Source organism: Alteraurantiacibacter lauratis, from assembly GCF_037154155.1.
GTDB classification, from domain to species: Bacteria; Pseudomonadota; Alphaproteobacteria; order Sphingomonadales; family Sphingomonadaceae; genus Alteraurantiacibacter; species Alteraurantiacibacter lauratis.
Map to the genome: position 1 here is coordinate 170,413 of NZ_JBANRN010000005.1, position 21,069 is coordinate 191,481.

At 65.3% G+C, this 21,069-nt stretch carries 15 protein-coding genes; 6 read left to right on the forward strand and 9 right to left on the reverse strand.

All coding sequences use genetic code 11. The features are described 5' to 3' along the window. The first annotated feature begins 167 nt into the window (after nucleotides 1–167). Nucleotides 168–1,493: an omega-aminotransferase AptA gene (aptA, locus tag WFP39_RS07140; protein WP_336918601.1), complete on the forward strand. Its 1,326-nt coding sequence runs from the start codon at nucleotides 168–170 to the stop codon at nucleotides 1,491–1,493. 7 nt (nucleotides 1,494–1,500) lie between these two features. On the opposite strand, the gene WFP39_RS07145 is transcribed toward aptA, so the two are convergent. Continuing rightward, entirely contained in the window at nucleotides 1,501–2,184 is a 684-nt protein-coding gene (locus WFP39_RS07145) for a queuosine precursor transporter (RefSeq protein WP_336918603.1), read from the reverse strand. A gap of 116 nt (nucleotides 2,185–2,300) precedes the next feature. Here WFP39_RS07145 and WFP39_RS07150 point away from each other — a divergent pair, with 116 nt between their 5' ends. The 3 genes from WFP39_RS07150 (at nucleotide 2,301) to WFP39_RS07160 (ending at nucleotide 9,177) form a co-directional block, all read left to right on the forward strand. After that, nucleotides 2,301–3,623, forward strand: a complete 1,323-nt coding sequence (locus WFP39_RS07150; RefSeq protein ID WP_336918604.1) for a NupC/NupG family nucleoside CNT transporter — start codon at nucleotides 2,301–2,303, stop codon at nucleotides 3,621–3,623. 334 nt (nucleotides 3,624–3,957) lie between these two features. Continuing rightward, complete coding sequence (locus tag WFP39_RS07155; RefSeq protein WP_336918606.1) at nucleotides 3,958–7,371, forward strand: TonB-dependent receptor; 3,414 nt, start codon at nucleotides 3,958–3,960, stop codon at nucleotides 7,369–7,371. A gap of 90 nt (nucleotides 7,372–7,461) precedes the next feature. After that, on the forward strand, nucleotides 7,462–9,177 hold the full coding sequence (locus WFP39_RS07160) for a bifunctional metallophosphatase/5'-nucleotidase (RefSeq protein ID WP_336918608.1): 1,716 nt from the start codon (nucleotides 7,462–7,464) through the stop codon (nucleotides 9,175–9,177). Here WFP39_RS07160 and WFP39_RS07165 read toward each other — a convergent pair. From WFP39_RS07165 to WFP39_RS07180, 4 genes are read right to left on the reverse strand one after another with little or no spacing between them, the layout of a single operon-like run. After that, on the reverse strand, nucleotides 9,168–9,635 hold the full coding sequence (locus tag WFP39_RS07165) for a response regulator (RefSeq protein ID WP_336918609.1): 468 nt from the start codon (nucleotides 9,633–9,635) through the stop codon (nucleotides 9,168–9,170). The genes WFP39_RS07160 and WFP39_RS07165 overlap by 10 nt on opposite strands. Beyond that, complete coding sequence (locus tag WFP39_RS07170) at nucleotides 9,632–11,650, reverse strand: ATP-binding protein (RefSeq protein WP_336918611.1); 2,019 nt, start codon at nucleotides 11,648–11,650, stop codon at nucleotides 9,632–9,634. The genes WFP39_RS07165 and WFP39_RS07170 overlap by 4 nt, the downstream gene beginning before the upstream one ends. Beyond that, entirely contained in the window at nucleotides 11,647–12,345 is a 699-nt protein-coding gene (locus WFP39_RS07175; protein ID WP_336918612.1) for a response regulator transcription factor, read from the reverse strand. The genes WFP39_RS07170 and WFP39_RS07175 overlap by 4 nt, the downstream gene beginning before the upstream one ends. After that, a complete protein-coding gene (locus tag WFP39_RS07180; protein ID WP_336918614.1) occupies nucleotides 12,342–13,538 on the reverse strand; it encodes a sensor histidine kinase in 1,197 nt (398 codons plus the stop codon). Before WFP39_RS07180 ends, WFP39_RS07175 begins: the two co-directional genes overlap by 4 nt. A gap of 264 nt (nucleotides 13,539–13,802) precedes the next feature. Here WFP39_RS07180 and WFP39_RS07185 point away from each other — a divergent pair, with 264 nt between their 5' ends. Together WFP39_RS07185 and WFP39_RS07190 are read left to right on the forward strand one after the other, a co-directional pair. After that, nucleotides 13,803–14,384, forward strand: a complete 582-nt coding sequence (locus WFP39_RS07185; protein ID WP_336918615.1) for a hypothetical protein — start codon at nucleotides 13,803–13,805, stop codon at nucleotides 14,382–14,384. Nucleotides 14,385–14,545: 161 nt separating this feature from the next. Next, nucleotides 14,546–15,238: an OmpW/AlkL family protein gene (locus WFP39_RS07190; protein WP_336918616.1), complete on the forward strand. Its 693-nt coding sequence runs from the start codon at nucleotides 14,546–14,548 to the stop codon at nucleotides 15,236–15,238. Nucleotides 15,239–15,302: 64 nt separating this feature from the next. Here the strand turns inward: WFP39_RS07190 and WFP39_RS07195 are convergent, their stop codons facing one another. The 4 genes from WFP39_RS07195 to WFP39_RS07210 form a co-directional block, all read right to left on the reverse strand. Next, nucleotides 15,303–16,343, reverse strand: coding sequence for an ABC transporter ATP-binding protein (locus tag WFP39_RS07195; RefSeq protein WP_336918618.1), 1,041 nt, complete (start codon nucleotides 16,341–16,343; stop codon nucleotides 15,303–15,305). An 11-nt stretch (nucleotides 16,344–16,354) separates the two neighbouring features. After that, complete coding sequence (locus WFP39_RS07200) at nucleotides 16,355–17,890, reverse strand: ABC transporter permease (protein WP_336918619.1); 1,536 nt, start codon at nucleotides 17,888–17,890, stop codon at nucleotides 16,355–16,357. 59 nt (nucleotides 17,891–17,949) lie between these two features. Further along, nucleotides 17,950–18,993, reverse strand: coding sequence for an extracellular solute-binding protein (locus WFP39_RS07205; RefSeq protein WP_336918621.1), 1,044 nt, complete (start codon nucleotides 18,991–18,993; stop codon nucleotides 17,950–17,952). A 150-nt stretch (nucleotides 18,994–19,143) separates the two neighbouring features. After that, a complete protein-coding gene (locus WFP39_RS07210; protein ID WP_336918622.1) occupies nucleotides 19,144–21,027 on the reverse strand; it encodes a hypothetical protein in 1,884 nt (627 codons plus the stop codon). Nucleotides 21,028–21,069 lie beyond the last annotated feature (42 nt).

The window sequence follows — 21,069 nt, forward strand, 5'->3', positions numbered from 1 at the left end:
GCAGGTGCCATACTGTCCGGTTTCGCCTGAAATCGCCACAGATATTTATGCGCAAGCACCCTATCGGCTTTTCCGATGGGTTGCGGGCGTGGGAACCTGTTGGCGGCGCGGCGGGCCGGGCGATATGGTTTGCCCGCGCATTTGAACCCCCGCGCAGGAGCCGAGCCTTGACCGAACCCAACGAACTGCCGAACGATCTGGCTCCCTTCTGGATGCCGTTCACCGATAACCGCTTCTTCAAGGAACATCCGCGGATGTTCGTGGCGGCCAAGGACATGCATTACACTGCGTCCGCAGGGCATCAGGTACTCGACGGGACGGGCGGGCTGTGGTGCGTGAACGCCGGACACGGGCGCGAGGCGATTGTCGAGGCGATCCGCCACACCGCCGGCCAGCTTGATTTCGCGCCCACGTTCCAGCTGGGCCACCCGCTCGCCTTCGAAGCCGCTTCGCGCCTGTCGCTGCTGATGCCGGAAGGGCTGGACCGCATCTTCTTTACCAATTCGGGCTCCGAAAGCGTCGACAGCGCGCTCAAGATCGCGCTCGCATATCAAAAGGCGCGCGGGCAAGGCACACGCACGCGGCTGATCGGGCGCGAGCGCGGCTATCACGGCACAGGCTTTGGCGGCATTTCGGTGGGCGGCATTGTGGGCAATCGGCGGCAATTCGGCACGCTGCTGACAGGTGTGGATCACCTGCGCCACACGCATGATCCGGCGCGCAACAGCTATAGCCGAGGCCAGCCGCAGCACGGCGCGGAACTGGCGGACGATCTCGAAAGGCTGGTGGCGCTGCACGGCGCGGAAACGATCGCGGCGGTGATTGTGGAGCCGGTGGCAGGCTCCACCGGGGTGCTGATCCCGCCGGTCGGCTATCTCGAACGGCTGCGCCAGATTTGCGACCGGCACGACATTCTCCTCATCTTCGACGAGGTGATCACCGGATTTGGCCGCATCGGCTGTGCCACCGCCGCCGAACGTCTGGGCGTGACACCCGATATCATCACGCTGGCCAAGGGCCTCACCAATGCCGCGGTGCCGATGGGCGCGGTGGCGGTGCGGCGCGAAGTGCACGACACCATCCTCAATTCCGCCGCGCCGGGGATCGAGCTGTTCCACGGATACACCTATTCGGGCCATCCGCTCGCCGCCGCCGCCGCGATTGCCACGCTGGGCATTTACCAGTCCGAAGGGCTTTTCCAGAGGGCCGTCGAGCTGGAGGAATACTGGGCTGATGCGATCCACTCGCTGCGCGACGCGCGCCATGTCATCGATTGCCGCAATATCGGCCTCATTGGCGGAATAGAGCTGGAACCGCGCCCCAGCGCGCCCACCAAGCGGGCGATGGAGGTGTTCCACCGCGCATTCGATTCCGGGCTGCTGATCCGTGTCACGGGCGACATCATTGCCCTTTCCCCGCCGCTCATCATCGAAAAACCGCAGATCGACGAAATCGTGGAGAAACTCGCCGCCATCCTGCCAACGGTGGAGTGACGCTGGATCAGGCTGCCGCCCGCTCGGTCGGTGCGGCCATCCGCTCGGCCACGATCAGCAGCCCGCGGATCACCACAGGCACCAGCACGATCGACAGCACAATCTTGGCCAGCGCCTGACCGAGCAACAGTTCGGCAATCGGCCGCACCCCGTAAAAGGCAATGGTGATGAAGATGAGCGTGTCAACCACCTGGCTGACCATGCTGGCGACCGCTGCGCGCACCCCCACCAGCCGCGCGCCCGCCACGCGCGCCAGCCGGGAAAAGATCAGCACGTTCATCGTCATCGACACGCCATAGGCGATAATGCCCGCCACCATCAGACGCCAACTTTGCCCCAGGATAATAGGAAAGGCATCCTTGGCCGGTTCATACATCTCCTCATCCGCGGGCAATTGCAGCACCACGAAGGTGAGGAAAATGGCGGTGAGCAGCGGCACGAATCCGTACCGCACCAACCGGTCCGCCGCCGGCCGCCCGTAAAGCTGGGCAACCGCGCTCGATATTGCGACCAGCATCAGGAATGGAAATATCCCGGCCTCCACCGCCAGGGGGCCAATGGCAACCTGCTTGGCCCCCAGCACCCCGGCAATGCAGGTCATCCCGCCATACAGCAAACCGAACAGGAACAGCGGGCGCGGGATGACAGGGGCGGCTTGCGGCAAAGTGTGCAGCTGGGAAACGTCGGGCATCGACGCTTGCTATCGCAGGCAGGCCGGTGTGCAAAACCCAAAAATCGCCTGACTTGCCGATTGACCCGCAAATAGGCAGCGGCAATGCAAGTCACCTGTCCCTTTGCGGAGCTCTCATGCATCCACAAGCCATTAGCCTGATCGGTATCGTTGCCATCCTTGCCATTGCCGTTCTGCTGTCCAGCGCGCGGCGGCGTATCCGGTTGCGGGTGGTGGCCGCCGCCTTTGGGTTGCAGGCAGGGCTCGCCCTGCTCATCATGCGCACATCTGGCGGGCGGGCCTTTATCCAGGCGCTGGCGGACGGGGTGGCGGCGCTCTTGTCCTATGCCAATGCCGGCACGGCCTTCCTGCTCGGATCGCCCGATGCCAATCCACTCGCCAACACCTTCGCGCTGGGCGCGCTTCCGGTGATCATCTTCTTCGCCGCGCTGGTCTCGATCCTTTACCATATCGGCATCATGCAGCGGCTGGTGCGCTGGCTGGGCGGGGCGATCGGCTGGGTGACCGGCATTGACCGGGTCGAGGCGCTGGGCGCGGCGGCCAATATCTTTGTCGGCCAGTCGGAAAGCCCCTTGGTGGTGCGCCCCTATCTCGCACGCATGGCCCCGTCGGGCCTGTTCACACTGATGAGCGTGGGCATGGCAGGTGTGGCCGGCACGATCCTGGCCGCCTATGCTGGCCTTTTGGGGGCGGAATACCTGCCCTATCTGTTGGCGGCCACTTTCATGTCTGCGCCCGGCGGCATTCTGATGGCCAAGATCATCATGCCCGACGAGCACCGGCCCGCGCACCGTGACGCGGACAAAGTGGAACTGCCCGATGTGCGCATCAGCGCAGAGGGGCCGGCCGCGCTGGTCGAAGGCGCGGAACGTCCGCACGAAGTGATCGCGGCCGAGGGTCTCGCAGGCGAAGCGCGCCCTGCCAACATCATCGAAGCCGCCGCGCAAGGCGCGCAGACCGGGCTGAAACTGGCTGCCGCGGTGGGCGCAATGGTGCTGGCCTTTGTGGCGCTGGTGGCGCTTGCCAACGGCCTGCTGGGATGGGCGGGCGGATTGGTTGGTTATGCCGATGTCACGTTCCAGGGCTTGCTTGGGTATATCCTCGCGCCGATGATGCTGCTGCTGGGCATTCCCTGGGAAGAGGCGCAGCTGGCAGGCGGCCTGTTCGGCACCAAGGTGGTGCTGAACGAATTCGTCGCCTTCATCGATTTGCAGGCGCTGGCCGCCGACGCGCTCAGCGAACGCAGCCGCGCGATCGTGATCTTCAGCTTGTGCGGCTTTGCCAATTTCAGCTCGATCGCCATCCAGATGGCGGTAACCGGCGGGCTTGCCCCGAACCAACGCCCGGTGATTGCCCGGCTGGGGCTGAAGGCGCTGGCGGCGGGCACACTGGCCAATCTGATGAGCGCTGCGCTGGCAGGCCTGTTGCTGCCCGTATAGGCGGCCCGTTACTGCCGGGCAGTCCGCGCGCAGAGCCGGGATCGGCAATCGCCGATCGCTGATTCGTCGGAATGTTCCCTGGACCAACCGCGGCCAAGCAAGGCCGCACGCTTTCCTTCGCATTTGCAAAAAAACGACCCTGTCCCGTGTTGCATTGCGGCAACAGGTGGAAAACAATCGCAATGTGACATTTTTGTTTCACAGGAAACAAAGTGCATCAACTGCTGAAATGCGTCCGCCGTGTGATGCAAAGCGACTTGGTTTCGTCACAAGCCCTGCCTAACCGGCCGGCATCTCGAACACCCTTGCGTGAAACGACCGGAGCCAATCCCACATGCAAATCCGCTATTTCCTTGCCGCCAGCCTTGCCAGCCTTGCGACCGCGATGGCCTCGTCCACCCCGGTTGCCGCCCAGCAGATCACTTCGGGATTTCAGGGCACGGTGAGCGACGAGAGCGGCGCCCCAATTGCGGGCGCGCAGGTAACCATCACCGATACACGCACCGGCGCTACGCGCACGCTGACGACCGGCAGCAACGGCGCGTTCTCGATCGGCAACCTTACCGTGGGCGGACCGTACACCATTACCGCCAATGCCAACGGTTTCGAAGGGCAGACGCTGGAAGGCGTCACCACATCGCTGCAGGGCAACACCAGCCTCGGCTTCACCTTGTCCAGCGGCGGCGGCATGATCGTGGTGTCGGCCGCGCGGGTGCGGCTGGTCGAACTGGCGGTTGGTCCTGGCACCAGCTTTTCGGGCGAGCTGCTCACCGCCGCGCCCAGCTTCAACCGCGACATTCGCGACATCATCCGCTTCGATCCGCGCGTCAGCCTTGACCGTGACGATGGCGGTTCGGGCGTGGACCGCATTTCGTGCCTTGGCGGTAACGACCGCGGCAACGCCTTCACCGTAGACGGCATCAGCCAGGGCGATATTTACGGCCTGAACGACACCGGCTTCTCCTCGCGCAGCTCCACCCCGCTTCCGTTTGACGCAATCCGCGAAACCCAGGTGCAATTCGCGCCCTTCGATGTGGAATACGGCAATTTCACCGGCTGCGCGATCAATGTGGTGACGCAATCGGGCCAGAACGATTTCTTCGGCGGCGGTTTCTTCGAATATTCGGACAACGGCCTGCGCGGCAATCAGGTGGCCGATCGCGCGGTAGCGCCGATCAAGGCAGACAAGCGCTGGGGTGCTTACCTTGGCGGGCCGATCATTCCCGATCGCCTGTTCTTTTTCGGTGCCTACGAACACCAGGAGGCCGGCCAATCGCAGGACGATGGCCCTGCAGGCGCAGGCTACCCCAACGAGGTGGCCTCCATCACGCTCGCCAATTTCAACGAATTCACCGACATCCTGAAGACCGTTTACGGCATCGAAACCGGCGGCCTGGTTACCAGCCGTGACTTCAAGAACGATCGCTATTTCGGCCGCCTCGATTGGCAGATCGACGAAGATCACCGCCTCGAACTGACTTATCAGCGGTTAGAGGAAGCAACGGTGCGCGCCGATGACATCAGCACCTCGGCCACCAATGCGCGCCTGGCGGGACTCAATACCTTCTACTTCAGCGGTACGGAATCGAATTACTATTCGGGCCGCCTCTATTCCCAATGGAGCGACAACTTCTCGACTGAAATCCGCTATTCGCGCTCGGAAGTGCAGGATCTTCAGGATCCCGTTGGCGGCGGCGAAGCGCAGAGCGCCAATCCCATTCCGCGCATCGTGGTGGGCGTCACCAATGGCGGACGCAACGGCCAGCTGCTGGCCGGGCCGGGTTTCTCGCGCGCCGCGAACGACCTCAAGACCGATGTTGACGCGTTCCGTTTCATCGGCCGTTACGAACTGGAAAACCACAGCCTGAAGTTCGGCCTGGAAGTGAACCACGCCAATCTGTTCAACCTGTTCGTCCAGAACGCAACCGGCACGTTGTATTTCAGCAGCCTTGCCAATCTGCGCGAAGGGATCCTGTCGAACGGCACCACCACCAACCCCAGCGCCACGCAGCTCGTTGCCGGCCAGTCGGTGGGCGCGGACGGCAATTTCTCGGCCTCCGGCGTGGTGACCGATGCCGCCGCGGCCTTCTCGCGCACGATCCACGCCGCCTTCGTCCAGGACGAATGGGATATCACCAGTTCGCTGAGCGCAGTCGCCGGTGTGCGTGTGGAATGGTTTTCGGGCGGCGCACCCAAGGATAACCCCAATTTCCGCAACCGCTACGGTTTCAGCAACGCGGTCGGCTTTGACGATCTCGATCCGGTCTGGTTGCCGCGTGTCGCTCTGACCTGGGATGCCCCCGAATTCGGGCCCTTCTCCGCGCCGCAAGTACGCACGGGTGTCGGCATCTTCTCCGGCGGCGACCCCTTGGTGTGGTTCGGCAACGCCTTCCAGAATGACGGCCGCGGCTTTGCCACCGGCACGCTGGGCGACGCGCCCTGCCCTGCCGGGCCAATCGACGTGGTGGTGAACGGCCAGTTTACCGGTGTTCCCGATTGCTTCCGCGCTGCCGGCAGCGCCCGCGCGGCGGCCGGCCTCGGCGATACCCAGTCGATCAGCCCGGACATCACCCAACCCACAGTGGTGCGCGCCAATTTCGGCTTCTCCTCACCCTTCGACCTTGCCCCCACCGGCTTCCTGAGCAACTGGAACCTCAATCTCGACGCGATCTACAGCCACCATCGCAATCCGCTCACCGTGGTTGACCTGTCGCAGATCCCCGACATCCGTCGGGGGTTGAACGGCTTCACGATCGACGGTCGCCCGATCTACGCCGCGATTGATCCCACGGTGGCAAATTGCGATGCAGTGCTGGTCGATCAGACTCCGGCGCCGGTCTTCTCCGGCGTAACGGCGGCCTGTTTTGCCACCTCACGCGATGACGAACTGCAGCTGACCAATGCTGGCAGCTTCAACAGCTACATCGTCAGCGGCATTCTTTCGAAGAGCTTCGACGGCGGCCTGTTCACTCAAAACGGCTCGACCTATTTCAGCGCCGGCTATGCCTTCACCCATGCGCGCGACCGCCGCAACATGTACAATTCCACCGCCGGGTCTAACTACGACCTGACGGCAGCGTTCGACCGGCAGGATCCGGCCGCCTCGCGTGGCTTCTATTCCAGCAAACACAACATCACCACGCAGCTGAATTTCCGCGAGGAATTTTTCGCCGATTACGCGACGCGCCTGGGGATCAGCTTCATCGCGCGTTCCGGCAGGCCCTACAGCCTGACTTTCACCGGCAGCGGCGTGTTCAACGACAGCGTGTCGGGCGCTGAGAACGCGCTCGCCTATCTGCCCACCGGCGTGAACGATCCGAACATTTCGCCCACGTCGGACGCGGCGGCAGTGCAAAGCCTGGTCGATTTTGCCAACGGACTGAAGTGCGCGCGCAAGCACATCGGAACCAGCATCCCTCGCAACACCTGCTCGAACGACTGGTATTACGACATGGATCTGTCGGTGTCGCAGGAAGTGCCCTTCCTCGGCTCGCTTACCAATATCGCGCAGGATCGCCTGCGGCTGTTCGCCATGTTCGACAACTTCCTGAACTTCCTTGACAAGGATGCGAACATCCAGCGCCGCCGCGACTTTGCCGGGCGTCAGGACGTGGCGACGGTGAGCGGGGTGGACGCGCAGGGCCGCTATATCTTCACCGCCTTCAACCCCGATTTCGAAGCCGACAACCAGATCAACCTCTCCTCCTCGGTCTGGCGGGTCAAGGTTGGGGTAAGCTACAGCTTCTAAGGACTGAAAGTTTGCAATGAAAAAGGGCCGCAGTTCCGCACGGGCGCTGCGGCCCTTTCCTTTGGTCGCAATTATGCGAGATTTGCGATGATGAGCCGTTCTGCCGCATTCGTTCTGTCAGCCGCATCGGCGCTGGCGCTGGTTGCCTGCGCGGGCACGCCCGCTTTGCAAATGGTTGCCCCATCGGCCTTGCCGGTGGAATTGCAGGTGCTGGCGATCAACGACTTTCACGGCAATCTGGAAGTGCCCAGCGGCACCACCGCCTACAATGCCGATGGCGCAATGGTGCGCGAGGTGCTGGGCGGCGCGGCACGGCTTGGGGCTACAATGGCGGCGCTGCGCGCAGGGCAAGCGCACAGCGTTTCGGTGGCAGCCGGCGACCTGATCGGCGGAACGCCCTTTGTGTCGGCCAATTTCCTGGATGAACCTGCCATCGCCTCGCTCAATCTGATGCAGCTGGACGTGGCTGCGGTGGGCAATCACGAATTCGACCGCGGCATCCCCGAATTGCGCCGGATCCAGAACGGCGGGTGCGAGACAAACACGCTGCGCACCCCGTGCGCGCTGGAACATTATGGCGGCGCAGCTTTCACCTATCTGGCGGGGAATACGGTGGACGATACCGGGCAGACGCTGTTCCCCGGTGGGTTGATCCGCGATGTCGGCCCTGCGCGGATCGGCTTTGTCGGCCTGACCTTGCGCGCCACGGCCACGCTTGTCGCCCCTTCGCAAACGGCCGGCTACACCTTTCTGGACGAGGCAGAGACAGCCAACCGATTGGCGCGGCAGCTGCTTGATCAGGGTGCCGATACGGTTGTGCTGCTGATCCATGAAGGCGGCCGCGTGGATCCCACGCAGAACATCTCCGCCTGCCCCAACCTTTCCGGTCCGGTCGTGCCGATCATCGAACGGCTGATTCCCGAAATCGGGCTTGTCGTATCGGGCCACACGCACCAATCCTATATCTGCCAGCTGCCCCGCGAGAACGCCCCGCCGCGCCTGCTGACGAGTGCAGGCCGCTACGGCAGCTTTGTCACCGATATCCGCCTCGCCTTTGATCCCGAAACGCGCGCAGTCCGCATTGCCGCCGCGCGCAATGTGCCGGTGAACGGCGCGGCGGGCGAGGATGCGGCAATCGGTGCGCTGGTGGCACGCTATGCCGCCGCGGCCGCGCCGGTGGCGGCGCGTGTGGTGGGCACGCTGGCGCCCTCGGCCACCGGTAGCGACGGCGAAGCCTGCATTGACCCGGCGGAAGCCAATCTGGTCGCCGATGCCCAGCTGCACGCCGCCCGGCAGGCAACCGGCGGGCACGCGGACATGGCTTTCATGAATATCAGCGGGGTGCGCACCCGCTTTCCCGCCGGTTACGATCCCGCGATCACCTATGGCCAGATTTTCGCCATGCAGCCCTTCGGCAACACGCTGCAGGTGCTGGAGATGACGGGCGCGGACGTTCTGCATATGCTGGAAGAACAGTTTTGCGGCGAAGGCGTGGCGCGGCCCTGTTTCGGCCTGCTCGCGCCGTCGGCCAATCTGCGCATCCGGTTTGACCGCAGCCATCCGGCGGGGCAGCGTGTGACTGGCGTGGAAGTGGACGGGCGTCCGCTCGATCTGCAGGCGCGCTACCGCGTAGTGGTGAACAATTTTCTTGCCAGCGGCGGAGATGGCTTCGCCAGCCTCAGCCGCCACCGCACCGTGGCTGATGCCGGGCTTGATCTGGACGCGCTGGAAAGCTGGCTGAGCTCAGGCGAACGGACGCTTCCTGCCTGCGGGCGCTTGGCCGATCTGACGCCGCCTCAGACCTGATTGGCAGGCGGTTGCTGGAGAGCGTTCTGGCGCAGCCGCTCGTAAAGGATGCGCGTTTCCAGCAGATTGGCGATGCGCAGGCTTATCTCGATAATGTCGAACGGCTTGACCACGAAATCCTTTGCCCCCAGCGCCAACGCGCGGCGACGGGCCTGCAAGGTAGTGTCGGCGGTCAGCACCAGGATCGGGCGGAACTCGTCCTCGCGCGCATGGCGGGCAAAGGCTTCCAGCAGCTGGAACCCATCCACCCCCGGCATCATGAGGTCGAGCAGCACAATATCCGGCTGCAACGTCAGGAAGGTTTCCACCGCCCGCACCGGATCGGTCAGATAGTGCACATCGCCATATCCCTCGCGTTCAAGCAGGCTGGCGAGCAGGAGGACATTGGCCTCTTCGTCGTCGATCGCCAGAATACGCCGCGCGAGCAGTTCCGCGCGCTGAACGGGTTGCGCCATCATTTCGCGTCAGTCTCCGCCGGATTGTTGCCCTTTGCAGTTGCGGCCTTCTGTGTCCTCCTGCGCGGCCGCCTGTCCGCTGCCTCGCCTGCCGAACGCGCGGCGAGCGGCAAGGTGAAGCGGAACAAGGCGCCCTTGCGACCCGGCGCATAGGCGATCTGCCCGCCCATCGCCTCCACCAGCCGGCGCGACAGGGCAAGCCCCAGCCCCGATCCATCCACACGCATCCGGCTTTGCTGTCCCAGCCGGTCGAACGGGGTGAACAAGCGGGGGACATCGGCAGCGGCGATGCCGGGGCCGTCATCCTCCACCTCCACCACCGCCTGGTCATCCTGGACATGGCAGCCGAGCCGGACAAATGTGCCATCGCGGTTATATTTCGCAGCGTTGGAAACCAGATTGAGAATCACCTGTGTCAAACGACGCCGGTCGGCGGTGGCGGCGAGCGGGCCGGGATCGGGCTCCAGCCGGAAATCGAGCCCCGCTTCGGCCACGATGGGCAAGGCCAGCGCGTGCATTTCGGCCAGCATTTCGCCCATGTCCACGCGCTCCAGCTCCAGCTCCGATCCGCCCGCCTCGATACTGGAAATGTCGAGCAAGTCGTTGATAAGCGACAGCAGATGCCGGCCTGCCTTGGTGATCTGCCCGATCGCGGCGCGGTGGCGGCTATCAAACTCCTCTTCGTCCAGTTCCAGCAATTGCCCAAAGCCCAGAATCGCGCTCAGCGGCGTGCGCAATTCGTGGCTGGTGCGCGACAGGAATTCGCTTTTTGCCAGATTGGCCGCAATCGCTTCCTCGCGCGCCTGCCGCAGCGCCTCCTCTGTCCGGCGGCGTTCGGTAATGTCGCGCGTTACCTTGGCAAAACCGCGCAACTGCCCCCCTTCGTCATACAATGCGGTGATCACCACATTCGCCCAGAAGCGGCTGCCATCCTTGCGCAGCCGCCAGCCTTCGTCCTCTGCCGTTCCGCCCTGCCGCGCCATGTCGAGCATCCTCGCAGGCAGGTAGTCGCGCGTTTCGGGTGGATAGAAGCGGCTGAAATGGTGGCCGAGGATTTCCTGTGCCTGCCAACCCTTGATTCGCTGCGCACCCAGATTCCAGCTGGCCACCACCCCATCGGGATCGAGCGCGAAGATGCCGTAATCCTGCACCCCTTCGACCACCAGGCGAAACCGTTCCTCGCTCTCGCGCAGATCGCGTTCGCGCGCGCGCAGCAACTGGCTGGCGAGAGAGAGTCGGCGCGCCAGCCGGCCGATCTCGTCCGCATCTTCGGGAAACGGCCCCAGCTCCTCGCCGCGCGCCAGCCGTTCGGCATTGCCTTCCAGCAAGCGGACGCGCCGGACGATGCCGGTAGAAAACAGATAGACTGCGGCAAGACTGCCCAGCAGCCCCACCAGAGCGCTGATCACGGTGAGGATGAGAAAGTTGCGCTGCACGCTTTCCACCCGTGCCCGCCGCTGGTCGAGCAGCACCGCCTCGCGCCGCTGGATATTGTCGATTTCCGCGCGCATGGAATCGAGCACCACCTTGTTCGCCGCCAGCGCCGCCGCGATCCGCGCGTCGCGCTCTGCCGCATTGCCGGGGCTGTCGGCCAGCGCCACCAGCGTCGCCAACCCCTCGCGCTTTTGCGCGGTGCGCGCCTGCACCCGCTCGAACCGCGCACGCACCTCGGCATCGCGAATGTCGGCATCAAGCCGCGCCATGGTGGCGGGCAGATCCGCCTCCGCCTTACGGTATGGCTCCAGAAAGCGTTCCTCACGCGTCAGCAAATAGCCGCGCACGCCTGCCGCCGCTTCGGCCAGCAAGGCGTGGACGCGGTAAGTGTCGCGCTGGATGGCGAAGGCGCGGCGGACATCGCTTTCGGCCTGCGCCTCCACCCTGCTGGAGATATAGAGCGATCCCAGCGCGCCGATCAGCACCGCCAGCGGAAGCGCCACCACCACCAGCCCTTTCCAGGCCAGCGGCTGGTTCGCCCACAAACGCATGATCCGTGCAGGACTGGCGGACAAACGGGTCACTCCGCATATCCGCTGCGGGTGGCGACAACGGCGGCCTGTGTCCGGTCGCTCACCCCCAGCTTGGAAATAATCCTCTCGACATGGGCCTTGACCGTAGCGGGGCTGATCGCCAGGCTGCGGGCGATTTCCTTGTTCGTCTGCCCCAGCGCCACAAGATCAAGCACCTCGCGTTCGCGCTGGGTAAGGCTGCCCAGCGCCTCTGCTTGCCGGCGGTTCCGGGCGGTATCGGCCCCCTCCTCGGCGCCGCCATCCATGGCCGAAGCGATGAGGTCGAGCGGGATGGCTCCTTGCCCCGCCAGCACCTGCTGCACCGCGGTGCGCAATTCGGCAATGCCGGTATCCTTCAGCACATAGCCCGATGCCCCGGCCACCAGCGCCTCGCGCACATAACCGGGCATGTCGTGCAGTGTCAGCATCAGCACACGCACCGGCAGGCCCAGCGCGGTGATGCGCCGCGTGGCTTCCAGCCCGTCGATCCCAGCACCCAGCCGCACATCCATCAGCACCACATCGGGCACCAGCCGTTCGGCCAGTTCCACCGCTTCCTCGCCCGTTCCCACATCAGCGACGACGTCAAACCCGCCCGCGCTCAACACCGCGCGAAGGCCCTCGCGCGCCAGCGGGTGATCGTCCACGATGAGGATGCGCGGCAGAGTGGCAGCCCCGCCCTCTTTCAACGCGGATACGGTCATCATGCGGTTCCTCCTGATGCGTTTTTCTGAGGCATGTGCGCTTCGGGAAGAATGGACAGCCGGTGACGGGCGAGCGTCGCCAGCACCTCCACCCCGCCGCCGGGAACAAAGCGCCAGGACAGACTGCCCCCGATGGCTGCCATCCGCTCGCGCATTACCTCGATGCCGATATGCTCGCCCGGACTTGCCGAAAGCGTGGCAGCGAAGTCGGCCGGGTTGAGCCCGGAGGTGCCGACTTCACCGCCCTGTCCGCCGGTGCCGTGATCGCGCACCAGCAATCGCCATTCGGCATTCTGTTCCCCTGCCATCAGCGCGATTTTGACCCGGCACGGGCCGCCGGCATGCTTGCGGATGTTCGACATGGCTTCCTGCGCCACGCGGAAAAAGGCGGTTTCCAGATTGGGGGGCCAACGCGGCGCGCCCTCTGCTATGTCCTGCTCCACGGCGAAGCCTTCGCTTTTCAGCCCTTCGGCCAATGCGCGCAGAGCGGCGGGGAGGCCCAGATCGTCAAGGATGGTCGGGCGCAGACCGCCGATGACCTCGCGCAGCTCGCTCACCAGTTCGCGGGCAATCCCGGCCAGCCTGCCGGGCACCGCCGCATCGCCCTCCAGCATCCGGAACAGCGCGGTCGCCTTCTGCGCCACCCCGTCATGCAATTCGCGCGAAACACGGCGGCGCTCCTCCTCCTGCGCAAAGAAGAGGCGGCCCACCAGATATTCCAGGCGCCTTTCGCGTTCCTGCAACTGCTCCAGCAATTGCGACCGCTCCGCCTCGCGGCGGCTGCGGTCAATCGCAGCGCCGAACATCTGCAGCAGCATCTGCACCGCTTCCCGGTCTTCGGCGTCGCGGATCGTGTCGGGCGAGGTGAAGCCGGGAATGACGAGCCAGGCGATCGGCGCTCCGTCTGCCCCCGGCGCGGGGATAGGAATGCGGGAATCGCCGATCTCCCCTTCCGGCCTCAGAATGATCTTCCCGCTCCCCCAGCCCAGAAAGTGCGCCAGTCGCCGCGCGCTCGTGTCCAGCGCAGCCTGAAACGCCTCCTCCCTGGCATCGACGCCGCTATCCGCGCCGATTTGGGCCAGTTCGCGCCCCGTTTCGGACAACAGGCGCAGCCGTGCCGCCCGCGCCTCTGCCGCGCGGTAGAGGTCGCGCAATTCGGCCACGGTCTCGATCTGGCCGGGCAGCAAGGCGGGCACCGCTCCAGCGCCGGAGGATGCGGCAGCGGAAGCAAGGGCCTGTCGGGCGGCAAGAGGTTTGGCGGGAGGGGCCATGCACGCAATCTAACCCGTCCGGCGCAAAGCGCATAGGCCATCCAGCCTAGGCCCGTCAGCGCGCCACGCGGCGGATGGGAAGCGGCAAGCGGCGACCATAGTTTAACGACACAGGCAGGGCAGAACACACCCTGCCGTTCCCCAGCCATATGCCGGGGGATGTGAGTTTCGATCACGAAAGGGATTGCAATGTCGTCTCGCCGTTTCCGTTCCGCCCTTGCCGCCGTTGCCCTGATGGGCGGCAGCCTGACCGTTGGCGCCCCCGCCTTTGCCCAGAGCGCGCACCACACCGCTGCCTACGCGCCGATCACCGTGGCCGAAGTGGAAGCCGCGCAGCAGGCCTGGGGTCAGGCGCTGGTCGCCATCGCCACCGAATATGACACCAACGGCCATGCCGCCGCCACCCGCCTTGCCGAGCAGGTGCTCGACAGCGCCTATGCCTACAATATGGGTCCGGTGCTGTTCAAGCCGACGCTGACCGTCGCGCCGCAGACCTTCCGCACCACCCGCGATGGGGCGCTGGCCTATTTCGTCGGCGGCAATCCGGCCTATCCTGACACGGGCTTCGCGCTGAAGGGCTGGCGCAATTTCCGCATCAACAATGCCAGCATTGTGATCACGGGCAATACCGCGATTTCGATGGGCAATGTGCACATCTTCGACGCACAGGGCAATGAAACCGTGGTGGACAAGACGTGGGGCTATGTCCGCGATGGCGAGGGCAAACTGCGCATCGTGCTGCACCATTCCTCGCTGCCCTATTCGGGGTAATCACCCCCACAGACAGCCTCGGCGCGGCTGACTGGGCCCCTCCCCCCACCACCCCCTCCCCAGGATCCGGTCAGTCGGCCACTACGCCGCCCGCCATGCCTTCCTCTTCCCTCCGGAAAAGCTGGGCATGGCGGGAGGTCAAGTCCAAGGAGTTCCCCCAGATGACTGCATTTCGTTTCCGCGCCCTTGGCGGCGCTGCCCTTCCGCTCGCCCTCGCTTCGCTGGCGCTTTCTGCTCCGGCACAGGCGCAGGATGCAGGCACCATCCAGATCAAGGCCATGGGCACCGCCGTGCTGCCCGATGGCAAGATCACCCGCGTGATTACCGACAATATCGGCCTGCCCGCGCTGTCACAGACCCGCGCGACCGACAGCGTGGTGCCCACCGTGGCGGTGGAATATTTCCCGTCGCCCAATTTCTCGATCGAAACGATCTGCTGCATCACCCCGCACGATGTGCGCGGCACCGGCGGCCTGAACGGCGCGCAGCTGATCGAGAATGCGATCATCCTGCCTGCAACCGTCACCGCCAAGCTGCACATGGATCTGGGCGGCGGGTTCAAGCCCTATGTCGGCGCAGGCCCGACGCACTTCTTCATCTTCTCCGAAGGCGTGGGCGCCACCGCCGCCACCTTGGGAGCAACCGATGTGAACCTGTCCGATGATCTGGGCTTTGCGCTGCAGGCCGGCTTCGATGTGCCGCTGAACGATGGCGGCCTTGGCCTGAGCGTCGATGCCAAGCGCTATTTCGTGGACACCACCGCCACGTTCCGCGCGGGCAATGCGGTGGCGCTGCAAAGCCGTCACAAGCTCGACCCGTGGGTGATCAGCGCGGGCGTCACATTCAGCTTCTGATCGCAGAACACTTAAACTTCCGGGGCCCCTTGCCGCACATCTGCGGGAGGGGCCTTGCCGTTCGTTACGGCAGCGGAACGATCCGCCCTGCCCCTGATCGCAGATGCAGGCGCACCGCCTGCCCTTGCGGAAGCGGCGCGCCGGGCAAGGGAACCGCAATTTCTCCCAGATCGCACGCGACGATGGCCGTCCGCGCTGCGCCCACCCGCCGCAACGCGGTAACCTGTCCATCAAGGCCGGGATGGATCGAGTTGACGACCGCCAGCAGATCGTCTGGCCGCAGCACCAATTGCGCCACGCCATCGGGCAGACCGGGCGCCGGCACCGTGCCGAACGGCGTTTGCGCCGCGCCGTCAGCCACCGCCACATCAATGCCCATGGCATCGCCCAGCAGCCGGGCAGCAACCAGCGATACGGGGTTGTCATAGCAATCGCCCGGCAGCCCGCTTTGCAGAATCCGGCCCTCGGCCATCAGGATCAGCTGGTCCGCAATCAGCATTGCTTCGTCCGGATCATGCGTAACGATCAGCACGCTTGTGCCCACGCTGCGCAGATCAGCGACCAGCGACTGGCGCACCTGCGTGCGCAGATGCCCGTCAAGGCTGGAGAATGGCTCGTCCAGCAGCAGCAGGAAAGGCTCGCGCGCCAGCGCCCGCGCAATAGCCACGCGCTGTTGCTCTCCGCCCGAAAGCGTGTGCGGAAACTTGCCCGCCAGATGCCCCACCTGAAAACGGGCCAGCAATGCCTCGACCATCTGCCGCCGCACCGCTGCGGGCTGGTTGCGGATACCGAAGGCCACATTGTCACGCACCGACAGATGCGGGAACAGCGCATTGTCCTGAAACACCAGACCGATGCCGCGCTGTTCGGGCGGGACGCTGGCGCCGGGTTCTGCCACCGTCTCGCCATGGACACGGATCTCGCCTTCGTCCACCGGCTCCAGCCCGGCAATCAGTCGCAGGATCGTGCTCTTGCCGCAGCCCGACGGGCCAAGCAGGCAGGCGATCCGGCCCTCTGCCAGATCAAGGCTGGCCTGTTGCACAACCGCGCGCGGGCCATAACGACGCGTAACGCCGCGCAGAGACAGGATAGGTTGATCGTCCATGTCCGCGCGCTCTAGTGGCCAGGGCGCGCCTGCGCAATTCGCCGCGTCAGCCAGATGACCGTGGGCAGTGAAACGGCAAGGATCATCAGCGAGGGCGGCCCCGCCTGCGGCAGGCGCTCGTCGCTGGCATATTGGTGCGCCAGCACCGCCAGCGTATCGAAATTGAACGGCCGCAGGATCAACGTGGCGGGCAGTTCCTTCAGGATGTCGACAAAGACGATCAGCCCGGCGGTAAGCAGCGTGCCGCGCACGATCGGCAAGTCCACCGCCACCGCTGCCTGCATCTCGGTCCGGCCCAGCGTGCGCGCGGCCTGCATCATCGACGGCGAGACGCGCGCCAGCCCCGCATCGATCGGCTCCAGCGCGGCGGCCATCAGCCGCGCGGCATAGGCGAGCAGCAGCAGGGCAATGGCAATCGCAACGCCCGATCCCTGCACCATCGACCAGACAAGGCCCGCCGGCGCCAGCAGGCCGATGGCCATCACCGCGCCGGGCGTGGCATAGCCAAGGCTCGCCAGCCGGGCGGCCACTGGCAAGCGGCGCGTGCCCAGCGCCAGCAATGTCGCCAGCAGCACCGTCAGCGCCGCGCCGCTGCCTGCCAGCAACAGGCTGTGGCGCAGCGCCTGCAGCAGCCGCGCCCAATCGGGCGACAGGCCCAGCATGTTCGACGCCAGCCAGCCCACCGGCAGCAAGAGGCCGGCGGTGAGCAGAACGGCGCAGAACAGGCTGGCGCTCCAACCCCGCCAGCCGGTGAGTGCTTGGGGTTCGATCTCGCGCCAGCGCGCGCGAGCGCCATCATGGCTGCGTCCCTTGCGCGCCGAACGCTCCAGCCACAGCAGCAGCGCCGCCGCCGCCAGCAGCGGCAGGGCAAAGCGCGCCGCGCTGACAGTCGATCCGTAAACGGTCCATGCACGGACAATCCCCGTGGTCAGTGTCTGCACGGACAGGAAGCGCACCGCGCCGAAATCGGCCAGCACCTCCATCATCGCCAGCGCCACCCCTGCCGCCAAAGCCGGCCGCGCCATCGGCAGCGCCACGCGCCGCAGCGCCTGCCAACCATTGCACCCCAGCATCGCGGCGGCTTCCAGCGCGGCGGCGGATTGGTTCAGAAACGCCGCGCGCATCGCCAGAAAGACATAGGGATAGAACGCCAGCGTCAGGATGAACGCCGCCCCGCCAACACTGCGGATCGTGCTGAAGGGCATGTCAAAGCCCAGTTCCGCCCGCATGAAGATGCGCAAAGGGCCGGCCACGTCGAGCAGGTCGGCATAGGAATAGGCCATCGCAAAGGCGGGCACGGCGAGCGGCAAAGCCAGCGCCCAGGCGAAGAAGCTCCGGCCCGGAAAGCGGTGCATCGCCACCAGCCACGCGGCCAGTGTGCCGATGACGGCCGTGGCGCATCCCACCAGCAATGCCAGCCATGCCGATGTCAGCGCGTAGCGCGCCAGATCGCGCGCGGCGATATCCGCCGTGCCGCTGCCGCCCAATGCGGCCAGCACCACGCCAGCCAGCGGCAGCAGGACAATGAACGCGGCAAGGGCTGCCATCCCCGCCAGGGGGGATGGCAGCCTCAGGCCTTGCGTGGGAACAAGAGCAGGTGAAGCGATCAGCGCCAGCCGCCCGCGCTCATCAGCGATTGCGCCTGCGGCTGCCGTGCCGCAAAGGCTGCCACCGACATCGGATTGGCGGTGAAGTTCGCATAGGCATCAACCGGGGCGGGCGCCGGCACATCGGGCGATGCCGGGAACTCGTTATTGTTCGCCGCAATATGCGTTTGCGATTCGGGCGATGCCAGGAATTCGAGGAAACGGATCGCGTTGTCGCGGTTGGGGGCATGGGCCGCCACGCCGCCGCCCGAAATGTTCACATGGGCGCCCTCGCCGTTGAGGCTGGGGAAGCCGAGCTTGACCTTCTGCGTCACTTCGCGGTCGGCCGCGTCATCGCCGCTGGCCATGCGGATGTAGTAATAGCTGTTGGTCAGCGCGACTTCGCACACGCCCGCCGCCACCGCACGGATCTGGTCGCGGTCGCCGCCTTCGGGCGGGCGGGCCATGTTGGCGACAACGCCGCGCACCCATTCGCCCGCGCGTTCTTCGCCCCACGCTTCGATCAGCGCGCCCACCAGCGAGAGGTTATAGACGCTGTCGGACGAACGCACGCACAGCTTGCCGCGGAACCGCGGGCTGGCGAGGTCGGCGTAATCGTCGATCTCGTCCGGCTGCACCTTGGCCGGATCATAGGCCACCACGCGGGCGCGGCGCACGAAACCGTACCACAGGCCGCTCGGCTCGCGCAGATTGGCGGGGATGCGGCTGTTCAGCGTTTCGGACGAAACCGGCTGGAAAAGCCCTGCCTGCTGCGCGCGCCACAGCGCGCCGGCATCGGCGGCCACGAACAGGTCGGCCGGGCTGTTGGCGCCTTCGCTGGTCATGCGGGCGACCAGTTCATCCGGACTGCCCTCGATCACATTGACGGTAATGCCCGTCTCCTGCTTGAACCGGTCATACAGGGCCTGGTCGCTGTCGTAATGGCGCGCAGTGTACAGATTGACCACGCCGCCTTCCTGCGCTGCCTGCTCACCCGTGTCCGAACACCCCGCCAGCGCAGCCAGGCCCGCCAGCATAACCCCCATCATCCCGAAACGCGCCATCTCGTCTTCTCCTTGCAAACGCCAGCCCGCCATGCCGACCATCCGGCCGACGGGAGTCGCCCTTCGCACCCTCAAAAGCAGGGCCGAGGCCGGTTTGCAAGCGAATTATTGCGAATGGTTATCAAAAGCAACAGGCAATGCGGCCTGCGCTTACAGATCCAGCCGCAATTCGGCCAGAACGCGACGGTTGTGGGTGTAGAGCAGCGACCCATTGCCCGATACGCGCCAGCTGTAATTGTCGAACAGATTGGCCACCTGCACCCGCAGCAGCGCACGCGATTGGGCGAGCGCAAAGCGGTAGCGCATCCCGACATCGACCGTAGCCGATGGCGGCACCATCAGCGTGTTGCGCGCATTGGCAATCCGGCCCGAAAGGCTTTCGACACTCAAATCGAATGACAGCGGGCTGTTGCCCCCTTCGGGCCGCCAGTCGATATTGAGGCTGCTGCGCCGCCTGATGCTGCCAATCGGGCGCGGGCCGATCGTGCCATCCTCCACCAGCTCCCCGCTGACCGACGCGTCGAGCAGCACCGTGCCCGCCACCACCGAAAGGCCCGGCAGTGGATGACCTGACAGCGAAAACTCCGCCCCTCTGTTTCGAAGCGATCCCAGCTCGCGATAGAGCAGCGCGTCATCGACATTGAAATAGGGTTTGGTGATCGTGAACACCCCCGCCACCAGCGTCATCCCCGGCAGAACGGCGTAACGGAGGCCGAAATCGGCCTGGTTGGTGCGGATGGCGGGCGGCGCCTCGCCCCGATTGCTGGCATTGGCGGGAGCGGCCGGGATCTCCTCGAACCCGCGCACATATCCGCCATAAAGGGTCAGCCCGGCAAGCGGCGTCACATTTGCGGTCAGGCTGCCCGTTACCGGCTCGTCCTGCATGGTGGCAGGGGCCGCCGCCGATGCGAGATCAATCGTCTTGCGGTAGCGCGAGGCCGACAGCGCCATATCCACCGCGAACAGGCCGGGGCGCGTTACCGAATAGCCGACGCCAAATGTGGTCTGCGATGTGCGGTCCGCATCGTCAGGACCAAAGGCAAACACCGGCTGCGGCTTCAGATCCTGAAATTGCAGCGTGCTGGGCCCCAGCGACACGCGCTGCGCCCCGCCGAACACGCGGTTGCCGCGCTTGCCGCGCAGGCTGACGGTCAGCCGGTGGGCAAGACTGGCTGTGCCGAAGATGCGCGCAGCACGCAGTTCGCCCGAACTCAGCCGGTCGTGATTGTCGGCATCGATCACCATCACCCGGTCGGGCGTGGTGCCATCAGGCTGCGTGGCGGTGAAGATATCGGTGAAGTTGAAATCCACTTGCCGCTCTGCCCGGAAAAGCCCTGCTTCGAACAGCCAGTCGCCCTGCGGCAGTCGCGCCACCAGCCCGCCCACGGACTGGTTGCTGTCGCGTTTCGACCATTCCTGCCCGATCGTCTGGCGCCGGGTGATGCGCGGGGGGAGGTAATCGCCGCCCAGGAACACGGTCGGCGCGGCCTCGTCGTCATACAGGCGGGTATAGCCCCAGAAGCCGGTCAGCGCCGCGCCCTCATAAGGTCGCCAGGTCAGCCCGCCTGTCAGGATATGCGATTTGAATGTGCCGCCTTCGTGCCGGTTCTGCCGCCGGATCGCGCCGCCGGCATAGCCGGTGACATCATCGCCCAGCGCCAGGCGCGCATCCAGATTGCCAACCAGCGACCCGTATTGCGCCCGCTCCAGCGACAGCGTGACCAGTTCGCCCGGTTCGGCCGCAGTCAGATCGTAATCGACGATCCCCGTGGGCGCGGGGAAGGGATAGCCCTGCGCCGTCAACCCCACGCGCACCCGGTTGCCGAGAATCAAGCGGCTTGGCGGCGCTTCGATAGGCGCGAAATACAGCCCCTCGATTCGCGTATTGCCCGCATCCACGGGGGAAAAGCCGCGCACTTCGAAGGCGGAATATATGCCGATGCGTTCATTGCCCACTGATTGGCCAAAGGCATCGCTGGCATCGGCAATGGCATTGGCATCAACACCTTGCGCCGCGGCAGGCAGCGGCATCATGGCCGCGGCACCCGCGAAAGTCAGAAGGGGAAGAGGCTGGCA